Consider the following 19069-nt stretch of genomic DNA (forward strand, 5'->3'; position numbering starts at 1 on the left):
GATTTATACTATCAAATAGTAACGCTATCTAACAGCAAAAAGCTACCGTTATGGTGTGGCTTATCATCTATTTCAAAATACAAGTTGATATTCAGGTGAAATGAGATATCTAATTTCACTTTTTTATAAAAAAGAAAACCCGCACCTTTGAAGTGACCCCCAATAGTTGGACTACCAATTATTGGGGGTCACTTCAGTTTCTGATAACTAGGATTTCGGTATTGCCAACCTTGATCACTGTGTAACAATGGCTTTTGTGCTTTGGTTAATCGAGATAATCCACTTTTTAGCATCTCCATGACCAACGTTAAGCGAGTGTTTTTAGCAACTCTATACGCGACAACTTCTTGATTATATAAATCAATTATGGGCGACAGATAAACTTTTTGTTCATTCACTTTAAACTCTGTCACATCTGTGACCCACTTTTCATTCGGCTTGGCTGCCGTAAAATTTCGATTGAGATAATTTGGCGCTGTTTTACCCATATCACCCCGGTATGAGCGATATTTTTTCGGTCTGACTGTCGACTTTAAATTAAGTAATCCCATTAATCGCTGAACTGTTTTATGGTTGAGGCTAATCCCTTCATTTTTCAGCGTTAAATGAATACGTCTGTAGCCATAACGCCCTTTATGCTCATGATAAATAGACTCAATCCGTGCCAGCTCTTTCTCATAGCTCACAGGTTTCTTAAGTGCGCTAACATGATAATAAAACACACTTTTTGCAAGTTTTAATGCACAGAGTAAGTGTTTTAAGGGATATTTATTTTTCAGAGCTAAAACAACTAACGTTTTTTCTTTGCTTGGCGTCGTTTTATCTGTTCCAGCTCTTCCAACTTTTTTAGGACAGCATTTTCCGCACGTAGATACGCCAGTTCTTCTTTAAGTTCTTCGAGTGTTTTTTCATCATCAGAACGTACAGGTGTTATACGTGGGTGTTTCATTGACGGTCGTCCTCTGGGTCCACATTCAAGCCCTTTGAATCCATTTTCATTATATCTATCAAGCCAGATAGATAGGATGCCAGGCGTCGTTAAGTTTAGAATGGCGCTAGTGTGACCGAGAGACCAGTCGTTTGTCCACATAAGTTTCAGTGCTTGAAATCTTGCATTTGCACAACGTAAATGGGGAGTGGGCTGGAAAGCATTATTTCCATGAATAGCAACGACTTGAGCCCAATATCGAATTTGCCGAGAGGGTATCGAATATATTTTAGAAAGTTTTCGAGACGCTTCACCAGCTAGACATTGGTTAGCAATGATAATTTTTAAATCGCGACTGTATTTTGACACAAAAAGACCCCCAGTAATTGGTAGTCCAACTATTGGGGGGCACTTCACATTGAGTTAGCGGGCTTTTCAGTCTTCTTTGGACGTCCTTAGAAGATAATTTGGTGGAGCTGGCTTGAAGCTCCTCCCCAATACAACTAGTTGATTCTTCTATCTATGTCGATGAAGTTAATGGCACAATAGTGTGGCACAGCTGGTTTGCGGCTGCAAGAGTGAGGGGTATTGAGGTTTGTATTGAGTTCAACTCCCTTTATGCGGAGCTGAATTGATATTTATGGTATAGTTGAAAGCTTCTGATATCCAAGTAATGATTCAGGATCAATTGATTCAAATTGCCAACGTGGTAAATCTTTTCGATTGCTTTTAAATGAACCCATTAATAAATCTAGGTCTGAAACGCTTTCAATCAATAGTAGGCTTTTAATTTTATCAAAGTAAGATTTTGAGGATGCTCTAGCAAATATTTCAAAAGTTTGATTGAAACGCCCTTTATATACTAAAGTGTCAGGATACCAGAGGAAGTACGTGCTACCATTTTGGATTACTGATCGAATGTATAAAAGAAAATCAGCTTGCATTACGTGCTCAAAACTAATGTTAGCATGGGTACTTCGTTGTTTTAATAAATCAGCGGATAGTGATAGACGGTTAAGTTTTAGTCTTATATTTCTATGTTCTAATGAGATAAGGTGCTCACGAAAAATATCATATCCAACCATTGAGTTTCTGTTAAAGTCAGAAATGTCACCAACATAGTATTGCTGCGTTAAAAATTTGTTTAATAACTCGAACCTTTCGTTTTTGATTAAAATAGCCACTATGTACAAGTACATTTCATGGATTATAAACTTGAAGTTATCAAAGTCATATTCAGACCATCGGTTAACATTGGCTGGTCTATATCTATATGGGATTAAAGCCTCGAAAAAACGGTGAAGTTTGATTATATTTTCTTCTGTTGCTGCATATTGTGCGATATTTGAAAATAGTGAGATAGCTTCATCTCTGAATGGTAGAAATTTGTCTATATTACCAATTAGTTGATCATCAAATTCGCCATTTCTTTCTGTAATTCTGAAATTTTCAAGATTATTGGAAAATATTGTTAGGTACTCATCAATAGCACCAGTCATGAATGATTTATTTTCACGGATAGCAGTGATAGCTCTTTTATAGCTGGCAGTTGTTCCAAGCGTGATACTATCTGAATCATCAAGAAATGATGGGCGTTTTCCTATTTCAGGTTTAACAAATAGAGGTTTGTCATAAATCCAGCGTAAAAGTTGCTCAAAGCCTTCGTTATAGTTGTCTTGTTCACTGAAATCAATATACATCCGAGATTTGTAATAAACAGGCAAGTATGCTTTTCCACTACTATCTTTTTCTGTAACAATAGCGACAAATTTGCTTTGCTCTTGCTGCTGGTATACTTCACTCGATATGATCTGTGTTTCTGTGCCAACTCCGCCAGCTCTGCCATTTGCTTTTTCAGCATACATTTTATCACTGATGATTATTACTTTTTGTATTTCAGGATCAGTAACCATTTTTTCCATGAATGCAATGGCATCATGGCCTTCTTTTAGATCCCATTTGTCTAAGATGGCCTCAACTCCAGACTCTCTTAATTCAGTTGCTAAATTTAGCACAAATTGCTCGTGGTCAGGATTAGACCAGCTATACGATATGAATAATTTAGGGTTATCCATGAGTTTATCAATTCCAAAAAACAGATTAAGTAGTCAGATTGAATTATAACCGCTTGGAGATGAAAGGGAACCCTAAAAATACTACATGTAGTTATTTACATGAAGTTTGTAATACAATATATTGAAAGTTGACTTAAACTTAAAGGAGTAAGAAATGACAGTCAATAAGAAGCAAAGTTCGAAGCAGTTAGCATCTCAGGCAGCTAAAACTATTCAAAGCAAAAATGCATCCCAAATCAAAAAAACCTTAGCAGCTTCAGTTCTTTCGCAATCAAGTAGCTCGAAGCAAACAGGGGCAGATATGGAAACTATTGCATCTAATGTGTTAAAAAGCACAAAGTATAGTGACGAAACTAAAACTTTTGCTGCATCGGTGTTATCACAGGCAAATAAAGAACGTACTAGTAAAAAATAAACTATTTGGTGTATGCAAGCCCATCAGATTTGGGCTTGCTATTATGTGTGGAGTTATTTGGAATCAGCTTTCTGTTTCCAGTAAAGTTGTCTACTATCGTCAATGCTATATGTACCATCAGCGTTTTCTTTTGTTATGACTAGTAGCATTGATTCGCCAAGGTAGCGTTGTGATGGCTTATCCCCTAAGTTTGCGGCTTCTTCTAACAATTTGATAGCTTTTTCAGTATTCTGTTCAACAAGGTATCCTCTCTCATGCATTATTCCTAGTATTCTTAATGCGTCCAATTGCTTACGTTGAGCATTTGACTGTAGTTGTGCCAAATCTTTACAACTATAAATGCTGGGATCAAAATCAACGCCTTCATTCTCTAAGTCTTGTTGTGACGGAAAGGTAATGTTGCAGTTCTTTGTGTTAGAAGATTGATTTGAAGCAATGGCACTTTGGCAACTGATACTAACGGTCACAAACAATAATGTGGTTGATACTATACTTTTAAAGTTCATAAATAATTCCAATAGTGGTTTTTATTTTATGTAGCCATAAGTAATCCTTAAGGCTACATTTATTTATTTTTGCGTATTATCTTTCGGTTTTATAAACCCTTGACCTGCAAGATTGCCAATTTGTTTGCCGAATACCTTGCCTGCGGCAGCTCCAATTCCACCACCAATGATTGTGCCAACACCGGGGAGGATGAATGAACCGATGATTGCTCCTGCTTTGGCTCCCGCAACAAAGCCGCCTACGTTACCTGCCAATTCGCCATACTTCGCTTCCTTACTGTCAATTTGACCAGAAACAACACCAATATCAACGTTAACTTGCAGGATCTCATCAAAGTTATCACAGGGAAGGTTGGCAAGTTGATAATTGGAAAAGTCAGCTAATAACTTGTTAGGTGGTACACCTTGGTTAATGAGTTCATCACAGACGCCAAGCATTAAGTCAAGACCAAACCCACGGTATAAACGAGTGATCTTTCTAACCAGTGGATTCTCATCATATTGTTTAGTGATGGTGTCTCGTATAGTTTTACCCAGTGGGTTTAAAAATAGATTATAGAGATGAGCAGCTTGACTTAGCCAATTATCATTATCCGCTAGCATAGCTGTAACTGTATTGATGCTTTTCTCTCTTTGCTCATCAGTTAGTTTTAAGTGGATATAAAGCTCCGAATTGTTCGCTTCGCAAAGTGATTTGCACAGTGTGTAGGGTATATCGACAAGACTGTCAGTATCATCTTCTTTTTCTATGAATTCGGTAGCTTGCATTATCATGATAGTTAATGCAGTGGCTTCAATGCGTTGAAAGTCGTCCATGTTAACTATCCCAGAAATTTATGAAAGAAACCGGACAATCCATCAACGTGTTCGTCAGTGAGGTTATCCCCAATCATTGAGATGTGTTCAGATGAACCATCGACAACATCATGCAACGTCATACCTTGAAAATCGGGTATAGACATGGCTTGGAATGAACCTGTTGAACTCAAGTAGTCAACACCGCCAAAAACGTTAGGTCTGGCAAAGCCTTCTAGCTGTCCCATATCACCGTGAAAACATTTCAGTGTCACCTAAGGTGCTAGTGTGGCCTAGAGACTCTCCAGTTGCTCCTGAGAGGTTATAATGGGTCGAGCAAGCAAAGAGCAAACCGTTCTGGTGGGGCGGCATCGTTGAAAACATGGAGGCTCATTTTTGTTTCAGCAGGTGAAGTTTCCTTATCTAATTTAATGAGCCAAGCAGGCAAAATGGTCAAGGCGGGACAAGAAGTTCGTTTTATCGACATTCCTGCAGATGCTGGAAAAGGGTTAGGTCTTTTTGAAGAACTTCATGGTTTTTCTGATGCGGCAAGTTTTGCTGAAATGTTAAATAGCAATAGCAAGCAGTACCATGGTGTCGCTTCCAGAGCGTTCTTGAAGGCGTTAGCGGGTAATAAGGTTGAGTACTCGATAAAGCTAAGGGAGCTGATGACAGCGTTTTTACAATATGTACCCGATAATGCGGATGGACAGATAAAACGCGCTGCAAATCGGTTTGCTCTCGTTGCGGCAGCGGGAGAATTGGCGGCAAACATTACTGGCTGGGAAGAGGGCGAGGCTTTTCGTGGGGTAAAAACCTGTTTTGATGCATGGCTGTTAGAAAGAGGCGAAGGCTCACACGAATCTAACCAAGCACTTGAAGTTGTTAGAGGTCGATTACTCAAATGGGGAGACTCTCGATTTGGACAAAATATGAATGGACCTGTTTGGGGTTGCAAAGATGGCAACGACTTTTGTGTTTTCCCTGAATCGTTTCGCAACGATATTTGTCAGGGACTTGACCATAAAAGTGTCACCAACATATTGGTTGAATTAGGTTTTTTACCTAACAAATCATCAGTAACTAAGCGATTGCAGGGTGGTGGTCTCCGCCGCGTGTACCCTATATCAGGGAAAATACTCGATGTTGAGCAAGCAGAAGAGCAAAAAACCTATGTTGTATCAGGTACACGCTTAGGCCAAAGCGATGAGGAGAGTGAGGTACTGGAAAGCTATACAGTTTAATCATGAAAGTTAACAAGGGGGAGGGTTACCTCTCCTTGTTACGTTACACCACCAGCGGGATGTAACAAAAAGTGCTTCAATGTTGGCTTGTATCGTTGTTACGACTGTTACGCAACTAAATACGTAATAATAGAAATAACGTTTAGATTAACTTTTAGTCTGTTCTAATTTTCGTTCAGATACGTATTTTTATGACGTAACAGTCGTAACAGCGATACACGTTGATATCATGGTCATTCGTTGTAACGTTCTCTTATAATGTAACGTTACACTCCCGCAGTAGCCGACAACATTCCCAATCTCGATTTCGTAAGTAGGGATCAGTTTGGATGTCGAAAATTATTGTACGTTAAGGCTGTTTTTAACCAGTTCCCAATTATTTATAAAGATCCTGAACCCTGCAAACCTACGAAGAACTATAGCCCGTTGCCTTAGCTGTTTCTCGGATACTGAGTTTTTTAACCTTCCTGTAATACATGACTTTTTGGTGTCGTTCCTGATAAGCTTACTTACCTTTGTATTTGCCGAGTATATGAGCGCGTTCAACACTCCAGTTTTTGCCGCTGACGACGACTTACCTGCGAATTTTTAAGGCCACACTGATAATCGTAACTGAACTAAGAGTTAACTTATTGTAAATCCACTAATGGTTGATCTAGCCTAAGTTAAATTAACAACTAATTAAGAGGTCATTATGGCTGATATTATTTATTTAACAATGCAAGGTAACAAACAAGGATTGATTTCTGCAGGTTGTTCAAGTTATGACTCGATAGGTAACAGGTATCAAGAAAATCATACGGATGAAATACTGGTTTATTCAACAACGTATGACTTAGCCAGAAAACAAAATGTTTCCCATGCTCCGTTTATCATGGTCAAAGCCGACGATAAATCCTCAGCACTACTACTCTCTGCCATATCTCATAATGAAATATTAGATTGTGTCTTTGAGTACTACCGTGTTGATAAAAGCGGTAAATTGATGCCTTATAAAAAATAAGATTAACGAAAGCCAGTATTGTTAGAATTACAAACGAATCCCCCAGTTCTCTAACTGAAAATGAGCTACAGTCATTTGAGAAAGTATCTCTTTTATACGAGAGTATCTCTTACACTCACATTCAGGCTAACGCATCGGGATATAGTATTCGAAGTGAAGCATTGTAATGGGAAATATCAATGAAAATCAACGATGTGTATTTCAACCGTTTTAATGTGCCGATTGTATCATCACCACAACCATACATAGCTTCATTGATAGAAGATCCCGTTAAAATATTTGTAATAGTTAACTATAACTGGGGTATTGGTCATACTGGCTTGGTCGTGGGAGAAGGAGAGGACGCTTTACTATATGACCCGTCTGGTGGGTATTCGGAATGCCCCTCAAAAGAATGCTATAACAATATCGAAGAATACCGTACCCCTCGAGGTTCAGGGGAGTTTTTCCATTATCCTGAATTTAATTGGGATGATTATCTGTCTTTTCAGTTGTGGGATGGTCAAGACGTCCAAATAATTGAATTTACAGTACCCAGAGAGCAAGCAGAAAAAATCACCGAGCTAATTTATAATTATGGTACTGCGGGTTGGGCTATGTATGCTGACACTGTTTTTTATGTTTTGAAAGAAAGTGGCGGCATATTTAATGCACTTGAAGAAAACAAACTATTTCGTGAAGACCCTTGGACATTCAGAGATAAGCTAATAGAACTGCATTACCCTAAGCGCGGAGGTATTTTATCCGGTGCTTATTAAAAATAGATTTTTAATCTTATTCCTGTCTCTTTCCCTTAGCGTGGCATTTTTCTATTTAGAAACCGTGCATGAGTATTTCTTCAAATTTTACCCTCACGCGATAAATTTAAAACTGGCAATTGAGTACCAAAAAACGTTTTCTTTGGCGCTTTTTATCTATTTGATTGCCTTTCTTTTTTTTGTTATTTATGCGTCACAAAAAGAACTAAAAATAAATAAAAAATACCGATTGGTAGCTTATATCTTAGTTCCTTATCTGATAAATATCAGCGTATGGGGGATTAATGAATTTCAACCAAACAGATACACATTAACATCTAAAATGCTTTCAGATTTATTCATTACTTCCTACATCATTCATTTTATTTTTCTTATTCCCATCGTGGCTTATCTAGCAGACTATGTGATAAGAAACATGGTATTTAGAAACAAAAGTGAACTGAAAGAATTCTTTTAAATTTAGGCAAAAAAAAGCCCTTCACATGAAGGGCAATTGAGATAAGGTTTAGGTAAGTTTCGTCGACTGAGACGAGACAAAGGTAAAAGGTTAAAAAATAGTCTTAACGTACAATAATTTTCGATACCCAAATTGGCCCCAAGTAGACTAAAAGTAGTCTATTGGTTTATCCACTATTAGTGGAAGATATCCAATGTTTCATAAGGCTTTACCTGAGCAATAATGGCTGAAAAATCGACTTTGTTCACCAGTTCATGCATGGCTTGTTGTTCCTTTGGTAAGGCTTTACCGTAAGAACTGGTTTGGTGCCCCATAATCTTATTCAAATATTCATCAGACGGATGCAGAGCGAGCAGCTTATCTCTAAAGTAATGACGAAAACTATAGAGTGTGACGTGCTCAGGGAGCGATTGACGGTCTCGTAAATTACGGTTGAACCATTCACCGGGCTTGGCGGCAAAAGAGTCTTGAATGAGCATAATTTCAGGGAACAGGCGTGTATTTTCACGATGTGTGCCTGCTTTATCGTTCACAAATACCAAGAAGCCTAAGTCAATAAGTTGTTGATGGATTGGGATATAGCGTTTGGCATTCGGTGTTTTCAACCGCTGCTTTTCATATCGGCTATCCACACGAATACACCAAATGTCATTCACCTTTTCAATGTCACTAGTGAACAACTGGTAAGCTTCACCGGGACGCATACCCGTAAATAAACACAATAGCGGTAACCAAAAGTGGTAAGGCTGTTGTATCTTCTTGGTTTTGACGCCTTGATGCATCGTAAATAGGGGATGCTGAAACACTCGTATGGCTTCCTCGTCAGTGATGACGGCTCTATCGTCTTTATGGTTAACGCGTGGAGTTGGAAGCGGCTCTTGAGGGATAGGATTGCGGGTTAAATACCCTAATTTCACTGTCCAATCAAAAAACTGGGACACTTTTTGCAGGTGTGAATTCGCCGTTTTTACCGATATGGTTTGAGCGTGTGGATGTTTTTTTATGATTTCACTCAGTGGCTGCGCCTGCATCTCTTTTGTTTTAATCCCAGTAGGAAATGTCTTTAAACACTCTCGAAAATGTCTGCCTTGCTCGGGTGTGATCGTATCAACAAGCACATCACCAAAGTAACTTATTGTTAAGGCAAGGCATTGGGCGTACTTATTTTTGGTCTTTTGGCTGTGCCCTTTTTGCTGGCTTTCTTCTTGATATTCGCTAATCAGTTTAGATAGAGGATAACGTGGCTTACCATCAATGATTGATTCAACTTCAAAGGCTACGGGTGCGGTTAACCAGTCAGGTGTTGGGTTTGATAGATATGTATTGAGCCGTTGATAGTGCTGCAAAGAGGCTTGGTCAACCATTAGAGCCAGTTGCTGGTAGTCTTGTTCGGCTAAATTAGAGGTGACATCCAATTGTTGCTCTTGGATTTCATCTAGTAACGTGGCAGCTATTATCTGGTTTTTGGCATTGTCCCGATACTCTTTTTTAATAATACGCTTGTGATGAAACTCAATAAGCCCCGTTGCGACGTGCTGTAAATCATTGAGTTCATCAATGCCCTTATCAAGGTTGCCATGAAAATCATCCATTTCACGCTGCCACCATCTGTTGACTAATAACTTGAGTTGCTGCTGAAAAAAGGCAATGTGTTCCTTGGTCATCTTGGGGCTTCCTGAATATTGGACTTGCCAGTGATTATATTGACTATTGAGGATTAAGGCTAATGATCGGGCTGCATGCAATTGCTTTGTTTTGAGGCTCAGCCGGATGTCATGGCGAGCGTTTGTGGTCGGGATGGTTTTACGAAACCACCACGTATTAGCACGTTGGTAAAGGTAGTGGGGGAGTTTTAATGTCGTCATGCGGTACATTCCTGCGGCACAATTTCGACATGATAGAAAGAAAAACGACCTGAAACTTGTTAAGAATCAGGTCGTTAGATAGTGGCTGGCGGAGTCTGAATTCGTCGCTTAACTAAATGATTTTATAGTGCTAATGTTCAATTCAACTTTTCAAAAGTGCCTAATAAGGTGCCTAAAAATGAATTAGTTTATTTCTTGAGTCTATGATTACTTAAATTCACGTAAAAAACTATATTTTTTTCGGTTAGCTTTAAATAAGGTATAATTTTTCATATTGGAAATATTCATAGTGGCTGTAATACTATTAATTTTCTAATAACCTTCAAGGTTTATTCATTATTGGCTCTTGTATAAAACATAATGGATGTTGTTCAGGATATGAATAATGTTGTTTAAAACCTAGAATAACATCCTTGGTTCTTACGGTATTGAATATTATTGGCCATAATTTAAATTAACCAGAAACTTTAACTTATTGATAATTAGTGTGAAATGTGGGTTTTGCTGAAGGTGAATTATAATTAGTCTATTAGAAATTAAACTAAAAAAGGCCCACATGCCTAATGCGGGCCATAATATTTTTCGGTTAACATAAGTTTTAATATCCATCTTCATTAATTGAGACGTATTCATATAGATATTAATAGTACCTTCGATAAATTCATTGGTGTAATTTTAACTAATCTGTTGTTTTTTTAAAAGAAAATCAGAAAGTTCTGGTGATAAATTTTGGCTGCCCATTTTAGGTGATGGCGTTTGCTGGTTACGATTTGGCTGGGGAACGTACTTTGCTAGAGTGAGTGCCGTTGAAATGGTTACTGCGAGATTATCAATCAGTGGAACACTTACTCGCTCATGAAGGATTGCGGGGAAACCTGCGAGTGCAGCTCCCCCCAAAATGACACAGGATGCCCCATCTTTTTGTGCACAGGTATCGCTGAGTTTCACTATCATTTCATAAGCTTTATCTGGATTGTTAACGATTTCTGCACCTGTCATTGAAACAGTTCTCACGGAAGCTAACCGGTTTGCTAGGCCAAAATTTTCAACTTGTTTTTCCAAAATAGGCTTCCATTTTTCGCCTCCCGAGAGAATTGAAAATTTACGTCCAAATAGCAGGGCAGTGGACAGAGATGCTTCGAGTAAGCCGATGACTGGAAAAGGCACCATCTCTTGTAAAATAGAGGCTTCGCCGCAGCCGAAACCTGCAATAATCGCGGCATCAAATTGTGCGTCTTTTTTAAGTTGTTTAGCCATCATATCAATGAGTGAATGCATTGCGATACCGATAGCAACCTCGCTGCCGATATAGTCAGGCCCAAAACTGGATGTTAGCCCAACAACCTCGACATTATCTCCTGCAGCTTTACGTGTTTCAGAGACGATGAGCTGAGTAAATTTCTCAGAAGTATTTGGATTAATGACTAATAAACGTATTTTTTTCATTAAATTATTGGCCGTTGAGTCGGTAGATGCGATAGTTTTTTGGGTAACCGCTATAGTCGCTAAAGCCGATGCTCCGAGTATAAAATTTCTACGGCTGCTATTCATATTCATTTGAACTGTCCTTAGTTGAAATAACATAAATGTGATTATTGAACGGTATCTAATAAACGAAATAGGACAATCTTGTATTCTTGCTGTAAGGCAATTTTAAATTCTAGATCTCTGGTATTATTGATTCTGGTTTTAAGAGAAGAGAAAATTTGTTGTTTAGTGGCTTTTTTAACGGCCAATAAAAAAGGGAAACCAAATTTTTCATTATATTCTTTATTTAATTTAGCTAGTTCTTTGGCCTCTTCCTCTGTGCATTCATTGAGCCCAGCACCTGATTGTTCCCCTTGTGATAAGGCTGCGATGTTATTATTGCGCAAATTTTTGCACGCTAATTGAGGATGAGATTTAATGAGCTCTAATTGTTTCTCTGCTCCCGATTTTTCAACCACATTAACAAGATCAATATACATATTAACAAACCCAGTAAAAGGGCGTTTAGAGGCACTCTCGACAATAGGCCACGTTGTATCTTCAAAAATATTCGAGAATGTTTTTTCGTAATCATTAACACTCATTTTATTTACTTCATCAATATTATAAACTTGACTGGCAGTTACATAGTGTGCAGAAAGTAACAAAGGCAAAGAAATTAAAGCGCATTTAATTAATTTCATATCTATTCCTTTATATAATGGTAAAGTTGATTTTAATTTTAAAGAAATCAAAGGCATTATTTATTAATGCCTTTGATTGCGAGTGAGACTATTCTGTTTTCTTACAATTCAAATAATTTAGAATATAGATAATGAATTGCAAAATAGTTATTTGAAATTATAGTTCAATATCACGGTTACAATCTTTAGAATAAATATAGCTAAATTCTTCGTCGCCAACAGCATAACCTGCTTGCAGTGCATATGATGCCATAAAAATATAATCGCCTTTCTTGACAGGAACCCAATCATTATCGAGGTTATACATACCTTTACCCGATAATATTAACGCACCATGTTCTTGATAATGGGTTTCGATATAACCGTGGCTAGCACCTGGTTGGAAGGTTAGAATATGGATATTCATATCAAAACCAAGGTCTTTAGGTAATAAGTCTTGTAAATGGACGTTGTGCATTCCTTCATAATCAATTTTAGGAAGCTCATTGACGTTACCACAAACCACGTGTGCTTTATGGCCCTCTGTTGGTTCATAAACGCGTTTGTATAAAAATATTTGTGAAGGGTTACCCTTGTTATTATTTTTAAAGCGCATGGTGACACCCGCTGGGCAATACAGGTAACCACCTTGGGTTAATTTATGTTCATCTTTATCAGAATAAGCAATTAGTTCGCCTTCAATGACATAAATAATACATTCAATTTTACCGCCACCAAAACCCGCTAAGTTACCACCTTCATTGAATAAGGTTCCGACGTAGTCAACAAAGCTAGCTCCTAATTTTGGGGTGGATAAAATTGTCATATTACAGTCAGTAAAACCGGGAATGATATTACAAACAACCCCGTTAGGTGGAATGATGGCATAATTATCTTTTTTGATAATTGCACGTGACGCCAAAATATCATTTGGGTAGCCAATTTGATTATCTAAATAACCCATTTTAACCTCTCCTAAGTAATTTCATTATTTGTTGTTTTGGCTATATGTTGCAGAACATCTATTCCAGATAGGCCAATTTATATAAAACTTCCGTCAGTAATTTCACTCCTTCAGCGAGATCGCTTAATGTAGTGGCTTCCGCAGGATTATGGCTGATCCCTTTAATGCTGGGAACGAACATCATGACGGTTGGAACAATAGGGGCAAATATTTGTGAGTCATGGCCAGCACCACTGTGCATGACTTTATAGCTATATTGATTTTCATCACAAATTTTTTTTACGAAAGTAACTAGCTGCTCATCCATTGGAATTGGTGCTTCGTCCATCCAGAGGTCGATTTTTACCTCAATACCCATTTCAGCGCAAATTCGTTGAATATCGTTCTCTATCATAGCGGTGAATTCAACTAGCGTTGCTTTATCGGTATGGCGACAATCAATCGTAAAATCAGTTTGGCCTGGGACCACATTCACCGTATTTGGGTGGGGAACTACTCGACCAAACGTGAGTACTAATGGGTCACCATACTGTTTGGCTTTTTCAGTGGATTCATAGCAAATACGGCTGAAGGCACAGATAGTATCTTTACGATACCCCATTGGCGTTGTGCCTGCGTGATTGGCTTCACCTTTTAAGGTTATATTGTAACGACGTTGACCAACAATGCTATTCACAACGCCAATTGTAATATGTTCACGTTCAAGAACGTTACCTTGTTCAATATGTAATTCAACAAAGGTTTTAATATCACTGCGAGGTTTTTGGTTGGCGGGGCGAAATTTAAAACCAGCTTGCGACATTGCGTCGACAAAATTGACCCCTTCAGCATCTGAAATATGTTTAACGTCTTCCTTTTTGGCGATACCGACAATATTTTTGCTACCCCAGTACACGTAAGGGAAGCGGCTACCTTCTTCTTCCGCTAAGGAAACAACCTCTAATGTTCTGAGTGGCTGGCCATATGTTTTTTGCAGATAATCTAAAGCTATAAAGGCGGCTTCAATTCCGAATTGCCCGTCTAGATTTCCACCATTAATAACGGTATCGATATGTGATCCTGATAAAATCACTTGATCTGGATATTTACGGCCCTTGAGTTGACCAAACAGATTGCCAATATCATCGTAATAGGCATATAGACCTGAACTTTCGAATGCATTTTTTAACGCTCTTTGTGCACTAACCCATTCTTGAGTATAAAGCAGGCGCGTCATGCCATTATTTTCTACCGCGCCGTGTTGAGACAGCCAATTTGAAGTTTCTTTAACTTCTTTTGTAAAGTCCTTCATATTCATACCACCTAGTGATTTTTATACTGTGTGCTGTAGCAACAAAACAGTTTGTGTTGTCACTAAAGCGCGATATTTGTTTTCATAGGCAAAAGAAAATAATTAATGGTTCTACTGTATCTTTGTTATATTTGGCAAGGAACCCCTAATCTCTTATTTATCGAGTGATTAGGGGTAGAACGATGCAATAAATATTGGCAGGAGATCCGATTAATCATCGTATTTCCGTATTTATTTAGCTGGCAAATGGTGATTTATTGTCATAGGATTTTTGGTAAATATCATCAGAAACCAAATAATCATAAATTTCATCGACAATATCGATACCATTTACTTCACTTTGTTTTTCTCTTGCTAAGCTATTTTGTCCTGGGAATTGAACCTTATCGAAGCCTGGAGCAGGCTTAACGGCATTGAGTTCATTCATGACTTGAGTGATGTGTTTGCGGAACATCACAGGGTCAGTAAAATAAGCAGGGTTGATAACAATATGTAATTGGCCCAGCTCTCTTCCTTGCGTTAAATCGTGGTACATGGAACTGACGTGTTTACCAAAAGGCAGTCCAAGTAATACACCGGAGAGAATATCGACCATCATCATCAAGCCATAACCTTTAGGCCCTGCAATTGGGAGTAATGCCGTTACTGCAAATGGATCTGTTGTTGGGTTACCGTCTTTATCTACAGCCCAAGTATCTGGAATTTTTGCATTTTTTGAACGAGCATCTAACACTTTGCCCCAGGCTTGTACGGTAGTCGCCATATCAAAAGTGATATTATCTGTTTCACCCGGCGCTGAGAATGCGATAGGGTTAGTACCATAGTAGGTTTCAGCACCACCATAAGGAACCACCATCGGGTCTGACTGACAAACTGAAATACCTATCATGCCAGCACTAGAAGCCTGTTGAACAAAATAAGATAATGAGCCGCTGTGACCTATACGGCGCACTCCTACCACTGCAATCCCATTTTCTTCTGCCATTTTAATGGCTTCGTCCATACTCAGTTTTGCAGCAACGTGGCCTGCGCCGTTATCACCGTCAAAGACAGCACTACAAGGACCTGTTTTATCAAAAGTAAAATTAGGTGAGTTATTTGTGCCACCTTTCGAAATGCGCTCTGCATAATATTCGACACGCACTGCACCGTGGGAGTGAATACCCTTTGCATCGGCATGGACAAGAACATCAGAAACGATATCAGCATGATCTTTAGATAATCCTGCTGCATGGATTTTATTAGCGATGAGCTGATGGAGTTTTTCTTTAGAAACTTTCATACATAAATAACCCTTTAGTGTTTTCGAAGTTTAATAAAACTCTTTGCTGATACCAATGTAACAACTAAATTATCTATAAATGTGATCTAGATTATTTTTATTTGATTTTATAAAAAATTATGCAAATAGCCCCTTAATTATTAGAACGAATCTAATAGTTTTAAATTTGGTGTTTTTTCTTTTAATGTCCAGTGTATTTTAAAGGAATTTCTAACAATATATAAAGTGTGAGCATTCTCAACTTATTTGTAAGGTTTATTTGTAATTTTATTTTTCAATAAATGCCTATTTACTTTTTCATCTCATATATTGAGTAAATAAAACTTCAATTAATAAAAGTTGTTTAAAGGATGTCACTATGATCCATGCTTTCATAAAAAAAGGGAGCTTCCAAGATTCAGTGAGCTTAATGCTGATATCTCGAAAACTAAGTGAATCTCCAAATGTTTCAGAAATCTCCGTCATGATGGGAACACCAGCAAATAAGTCGTTACTTGATGCGACCGGATTTTGGCATTCATCCTTTGATGAAGCAACACCGAATGATATCTGTGTTGCGATTAAAACTGAATCTGCAGATACCGTTATTGTTGATGAAATTGCACAAGCGCTGGATGAATCACTCAAAGCATTGGCTCAAGGACAGCAGCAAACGGGGAAAAAACTCCAGCGTGTTCGTAGTTGGCGAATGGCCAAGAATAAGCTTCCAAATGCCAATGTTGTATTAGTTTCTATTGCAGGGGAGTTTGCCGCAGAGCTGGCTGACCAAGCATTAGATGATGGCTGTAACGTCATGATGTTCTCCGATAATGTGTCGCAAGCGGATGAGCGTAGATTAAAACTGAAAGCAAGCGAACGTGGTCTGATAGTGATGGGACCAGACTGCGGTACGGCTTACTTAGCCGGGGCACCATTAGCGTTTTCTAACGTAGCACCACAAGGAAACATCGGCATTATTGGGGCATCGGGAACTGGTATTCAAGAGCTGATATCTCAAATTACGCTTGCGGGACAAGGTATCACCAATGCGATTGGATTAGGTGGTCGTGATTTAACGGCGGAAATTGGTGGAGTCAGTGCCATGACCGCCATTGAATTACTCGCATCTGATCCGCAGAGTGATGTTATCGCCTTTGTTTCTAAGCCTCCAGCCAAAGAAATCCGTAGCAAAGTGATTGATAAGCTTAAGGCTCAAGGAAAACCAGTTGTCGCATTATTCCTCGGGACAAAACCCGAAATCAAACAGGATGGAAATTTATACTTTACTGAAACATTGGATGAAACTGCACGTGTTGCGGCCATGCTTGGCCGTGTTGAAAAAGCAGCAGCATTTCAACCGCAAGCAAAGGGCAAGAAAATTTCAGGCCTATATGCTGGGGGGACACTCGCGGCTGAGTGCGCAATGTTATTGGCAGAAAAATTAGGACTGCAAACAGACGCAGCTCACGATCAGGGAATGATGCTTAATCAAGACGGCCACAGAATTATTGATTTAGGTGATGACTTTTATACACAAGGCAAGCCTCACCCAATGATTGACCCTTCTACTCGCAACCAGCAAATTGCTGCGTTTGCTCAGAAAAATGATGTTGGGGTGTTATTGCTGGATGTGGTTATTGGTTACGGTGCTCAAATAGATTCCGCGCAAACACTAGCCAAAGAAATCAAAGCATTAAGAGAAAGTCGTCCAAGTAGCTCACCGATTGCGGTTATCGCTACCGTGACGGGGACTGAGCAAGATCCTCAAGTGCGCTCCGAACAAATCGCTTATCTAGAAGAGGCCGGTATTGCGGTGATGAATTCACTGCCTGAAGCGGTGACGCTGGCATGCAATATTATCTCTCCACCTGTGATTGTATTCCCCCAAAAAGAACAAGATATCCTGCAAAGCGTTTCGGTCATTAACGCGGGCGTACGCAGCTTTGCGGATGACTTACAAGCCAATGATATTCCAGTTGTTCACTACCAGTGGGCTCCAGTCGCTGGTGGGAATAAAAAATTAGCTAATATTCTGAAAAAATTGAAATAAGGGTTTGGATATGTACTCAACGATTGAAGAAGCAAATACCGCAGTAATTGAACGTATTCGTGCCGCTCGTCCTTTTTGGCAAAGTGTTGAACCTGCAAAAGATCTCATCCCAACTTTGCAACAAGGCAAAAAATTACTGCATGCGGGCCCACCTGTAACTTGGGAAGAAATGAGTGGTCCAGTGCGTGGTGCTTGTATCGGTGCGTGTTTATTCGAGAAATGGGCCGATAATGAAGATCAAGCACTTAACCTATTGAATAATGGCGAGATTGAATTTATTCCTTGTCACAGTGTAAAAGCAGTGGGGCCAATGGGGGGAATTACTTCCGCCAACATGCCTATGTTAGTTGTCAAGAATATGACCCATGGCAACGTTGCATATTGCAACATGAATGAAGGAATCGGTAAAGTCATGCGTTTTGGGGCATATGGTGAAGATGTGCAAGTACGTCATCGCTGGATGCGTGATTCATTAGGTCCTGTTCTGAAAAAAACCTTACAAACGTTAGAAAATGGCATTGATTTAACGGCGGTGATGGCACAAGGCATTACCATGGGTGATGAATTCCACCAACGCAACATTGCCACTTCAGCATTGTTATTAAGACAACTGGCACCAATCATGAGTGCGCTGGATATCGATAAAACTGAACTTCAGCAAGTGATGCAATTTTTAAGTATCACAGACCAATTTTTCCTCAATCTTGCAATGGCTTACTGCAAATCGGCGATGGATGCTGGCGCTGAAATTCAGCATGGCACCATTGTGACCGTATTAACGCGTAATGGTAAAAACTTTGGTGTGAAAATCAGCGGTATGGGTGATCAGTGGTTTACTGCGCCAGTTAACACACCGGAAGGTCTCTTTTTCTCAGGTTACAGCCAAGCTGATGCCAACCCAGATATTGGTGACAGCGCAATCACTGAGGCGTTCGGTATCGGCGGTGCAGCGATGGTAGCAGCACCGGGTGTTACACGTTTTGTTGGTGCAAGTGGTGGTATGAGCGCCGCATTAGATGTGTCTGAGGAAATGACTGAAATTTACTTAGAACACAACATGATGCTGCAAATTCCGACTTGGGATTTCCAAGGCGCGTGTATTGGGCTGGATGCGCGTAGAGTCGTAGAAACGGGTATAACACCGCTCATCAATACAGGGATCGCACATAAAGAAGCAGGGATTGGTCAGATTGGTGCGGGTACGGTAAGAGCACCACTGGCTTGCTTTGAAAAAGCGATTGTTGCGCTAGCTGAAAAAATGGGTATCAGCGAATAAATCGATAATTTTCACTCTGAAGGAGTTTAAA

General features: G+C 39.2%; 16 protein-coding genes and 3 pseudogenes. 6 read left to right on the forward strand and 13 right to left on the reverse strand.

Going from position 1 to position 19069, the window contains the following annotated elements:
* Positions 1-188 precede the first annotated feature (188 nt).
* From PSE83_RS05365 to PSE83_RS05375, 3 genes and pseudogenes are all read right to left on the reverse strand, one after another.
* Positions 189-785 (reverse strand): annotated as a pseudogene (locus PSE83_RS05365) (IS3 family transposase); the annotation flags it as partial.
* Positions 786-790: 5 nt separating this feature from the next.
* On the reverse strand, positions 791-1297 hold the full coding sequence (locus PSE83_RS05370) for a helix-turn-helix domain-containing protein (RefSeq protein WP_036958437.1): 507 nt from the start codon (positions 1295-1297) through the stop codon (positions 791-793).
* Positions 1298-1566: 269 nt separating this feature from the next.
* A complete protein-coding gene (locus tag PSE83_RS05375; RefSeq protein WP_004261611.1) occupies positions 1567-3003 on the reverse strand; it encodes an SEFIR domain-containing protein in 1437 nt (478 codons plus the stop codon).
* A gap of 154 nt (positions 3004-3157) precedes the next feature.
* Here PSE83_RS05375 and PSE83_RS05380 point away from each other — a divergent pair, with 154 nt between their 5' ends.
* Positions 3158-3418, forward strand: coding sequence for a hypothetical protein (locus PSE83_RS05380; protein WP_172766925.1), 261 nt, complete (start codon positions 3158-3160; stop codon positions 3416-3418).
* A 53-nt stretch (positions 3419-3471) separates the two neighbouring features.
* Here the strand turns inward: PSE83_RS05380 and PSE83_RS05385 are convergent, their stop codons facing one another.
* The 3 genes from PSE83_RS05385 to PSE83_RS05395 form a co-directional block, all read right to left on the reverse strand.
* A complete protein-coding gene (locus PSE83_RS05385) occupies positions 3472-3924 on the reverse strand; it encodes a tetratricopeptide repeat protein (RefSeq protein ID WP_272660702.1) in 453 nt (150 codons plus the stop codon).
* A gap of 63 nt (positions 3925-3987) precedes the next feature.
* Complete coding sequence (locus tag PSE83_RS05390; RefSeq protein WP_004261601.1) at positions 3988-4740, reverse strand: glycine zipper domain-containing protein; 753 nt, start codon at positions 4738-4740, stop codon at positions 3988-3990.
* Between the two features lie 5 nt (positions 4741-4745).
* Positions 4746-4994: a hypothetical protein gene (locus tag PSE83_RS05395; RefSeq protein ID WP_172766927.1), complete on the reverse strand. Its 249-nt coding sequence runs from the start codon at positions 4992-4994 to the stop codon at positions 4746-4748.
* 99 nt (positions 4995-5093) lie between these two features.
* Between PSE83_RS05395 and PSE83_RS05400 the strand changes: the two genes are divergently transcribed.
* Positions 5094-5963 (forward strand): hypothetical protein, encoded by an 870-nt coding sequence (locus PSE83_RS05400; RefSeq protein WP_272660703.1) that lies wholly within the window; start codon positions 5094-5096, stop codon positions 5961-5963.
* Between the two features lie 406 nt (positions 5964-6369).
* On the opposite strand, the pseudogene PSE83_RS05405 reads toward PSE83_RS05400, so the two are convergent.
* Positions 6370-6541 (reverse strand): annotated as a pseudogene (locus PSE83_RS05405) (recombinase family protein); the annotation flags it as partial.
* Positions 6542-6657: 116 nt separating this feature from the next.
* On the opposite strand from PSE83_RS05405, the pseudogene tssD reads away from it, so the two are divergent.
* A pseudogene (tssD, locus tag PSE83_RS05410) lies at positions 6658-7133 on the forward strand (type VI secretion system tube protein TssD).
* A 12-nt stretch (positions 7134-7145) separates the two neighbouring features.
* On the forward strand, positions 7146-7724 hold the full coding sequence (locus tag PSE83_RS05415; RefSeq protein ID WP_272660704.1) for a hypothetical protein: 579 nt from the start codon (positions 7146-7148) through the stop codon (positions 7722-7724).
* Positions 7725-8357: 633 nt separating this feature from the next.
* On the opposite strand, the gene PSE83_RS05420 is transcribed toward PSE83_RS05415, so the two are convergent.
* The 6 genes from PSE83_RS05420 to allD all read right to left on the reverse strand — a co-directional run bounded on the left by PSE83_RS05420 (position 8358) and on the right by allD (position 15733).
* On the reverse strand, positions 8358-10046 hold the full coding sequence (locus PSE83_RS05420) for a site-specific integrase (protein ID WP_272660705.1): 1689 nt from the start codon (positions 10044-10046) through the stop codon (positions 8358-8360).
* 675 nt (positions 10047-10721) lie between these two features.
* Positions 10722-11603: an aspartate/glutamate racemase family protein gene (locus tag PSE83_RS05425; RefSeq protein WP_050763772.1), complete on the reverse strand. Its 882-nt coding sequence runs from the start codon at positions 11601-11603 to the stop codon at positions 10722-10724.
* A gap of 35 nt (positions 11604-11638) precedes the next feature.
* On the reverse strand, positions 11639-12217 hold the full coding sequence (uraD, locus tag PSE83_RS05430) for a 2-oxo-4-hydroxy-4-carboxy-5-ureidoimidazoline decarboxylase (RefSeq protein WP_104873608.1): 579 nt from the start codon (positions 12215-12217) through the stop codon (positions 11639-11641).
* A 157-nt stretch (positions 12218-12374) separates the two neighbouring features.
* Positions 12375-13160: a (S)-ureidoglycine aminohydrolase gene (allE, locus tag PSE83_RS05435; RefSeq protein WP_004261565.1), complete on the reverse strand. Its 786-nt coding sequence runs from the start codon at positions 13158-13160 to the stop codon at positions 12375-12377.
* 58 nt (positions 13161-13218) lie between these two features.
* Positions 13219-14451 (reverse strand): allantoate deiminase, encoded by a 1233-nt coding sequence (allC, locus tag PSE83_RS05440; RefSeq protein WP_036958433.1) that lies wholly within the window; start codon positions 14449-14451, stop codon positions 13219-13221.
* A 235-nt stretch (positions 14452-14686) separates the two neighbouring features.
* Positions 14687-15733, reverse strand: coding sequence for an ureidoglycolate dehydrogenase (gene allD, locus PSE83_RS05445; RefSeq protein ID WP_164565004.1), 1047 nt, complete (start codon positions 15731-15733; stop codon positions 14687-14689).
* A gap of 358 nt (positions 15734-16091) precedes the next feature.
* Between allD and fdrA the strand changes: the two genes are divergently transcribed.
* Complete coding sequence (gene fdrA, locus PSE83_RS05450) at positions 16092-17762, forward strand: acyl-CoA synthetase FdrA (protein ID WP_036958432.1); 1671 nt, start codon at positions 16092-16094, stop codon at positions 17760-17762.
* A 10-nt stretch (positions 17763-17772) separates the two neighbouring features.
* Positions 17773-19038, forward strand: a complete 1266-nt coding sequence (locus PSE83_RS05455) for a DUF1116 domain-containing protein (RefSeq protein ID WP_094962122.1) — start codon at positions 17773-17775, stop codon at positions 19036-19038.
* Positions 19039-19069: the final 31 nt, after the last annotated feature.

The sequence above is a fragment of the Providencia sp. PROV150 genome, from assembly GCF_028481025.1.
GTDB classification, from domain to species: Bacteria; Pseudomonadota; Gammaproteobacteria; order Enterobacterales; family Enterobacteriaceae; genus Providencia; species Providencia hangzhouensis.

Bases quoted from the DNA above. Each gene is read 5' to 3' on its own strand.
- allE (WP_004261565.1), bottom strand. From the start codon at position 13,160: ATGGGTTATTTAGATAATCAAATTGGCTACCCAAATGATATTTTGGCG.
- fdrA (WP_036958432.1), top strand. From the start codon at position 16,092: ATGATCCATGCTTTCATAAAAAAAGGGAGCTTCCAAGATTCAGTGAGC.
- PSE83_RS05375 (WP_004261611.1), bottom strand. From the start codon at position 3,003: ATGGATAACCCTAAATTATTCATATCGTATAGCTGGTCTAATCCTGAC.
- uraD (WP_104873608.1), bottom strand. From the start codon at position 12,217: ATGAAATTAATTAAATGCGCTTTAATTTCTTTGCCTTTGTTACTTTCT.
- PSE83_RS05380 (WP_172766925.1), top strand. From the start codon at position 3,158: ATGACAGTCAATAAGAAGCAAAGTTCGAAGCAGTTAGCATCTCAGGCA.
- PSE83_RS05390 (WP_004261601.1), bottom strand. From the start codon at position 4,740: ATGGACGACTTTCAACGCATTGAAGCCACTGCATTAACTATCATGATA.
- allC (WP_036958433.1), bottom strand. From the start codon at position 14,451: ATGAAGGACTTTACAAAAGAAGTTAAAGAAACTTCAAATTGGCTGTCT.
- PSE83_RS05425 (WP_050763772.1), bottom strand. From the start codon at position 11,603: ATGAATATGAATAGCAGCCGTAGAAATTTTATACTCGGAGCATCGGCT.
- PSE83_RS05455 (WP_094962122.1), top strand. From the start codon at position 17,773: ATGTACTCAACGATTGAAGAAGCAAATACCGCAGTAATTGAACGTATT.
- PSE83_RS05385 (WP_272660702.1), bottom strand. From the start codon at position 3,924: ATGAACTTTAAAAGTATAGTATCAACCACATTATTGTTTGTGACCGTT.
- PSE83_RS05415 (WP_272660704.1), top strand. From the start codon at position 7,146: ATGAAAATCAACGATGTGTATTTCAACCGTTTTAATGTGCCGATTGTA.
- PSE83_RS05420 (WP_272660705.1), bottom strand. From the start codon at position 10,046: ATGACGACATTAAAACTCCCCCACTACCTTTACCAACGTGCTAATACG.
- allD (WP_164565004.1), bottom strand. From the start codon at position 15,733: ATGAAAGTTTCTAAAGAAAAACTCCATCAGCTCATCGCTAATAAAATC.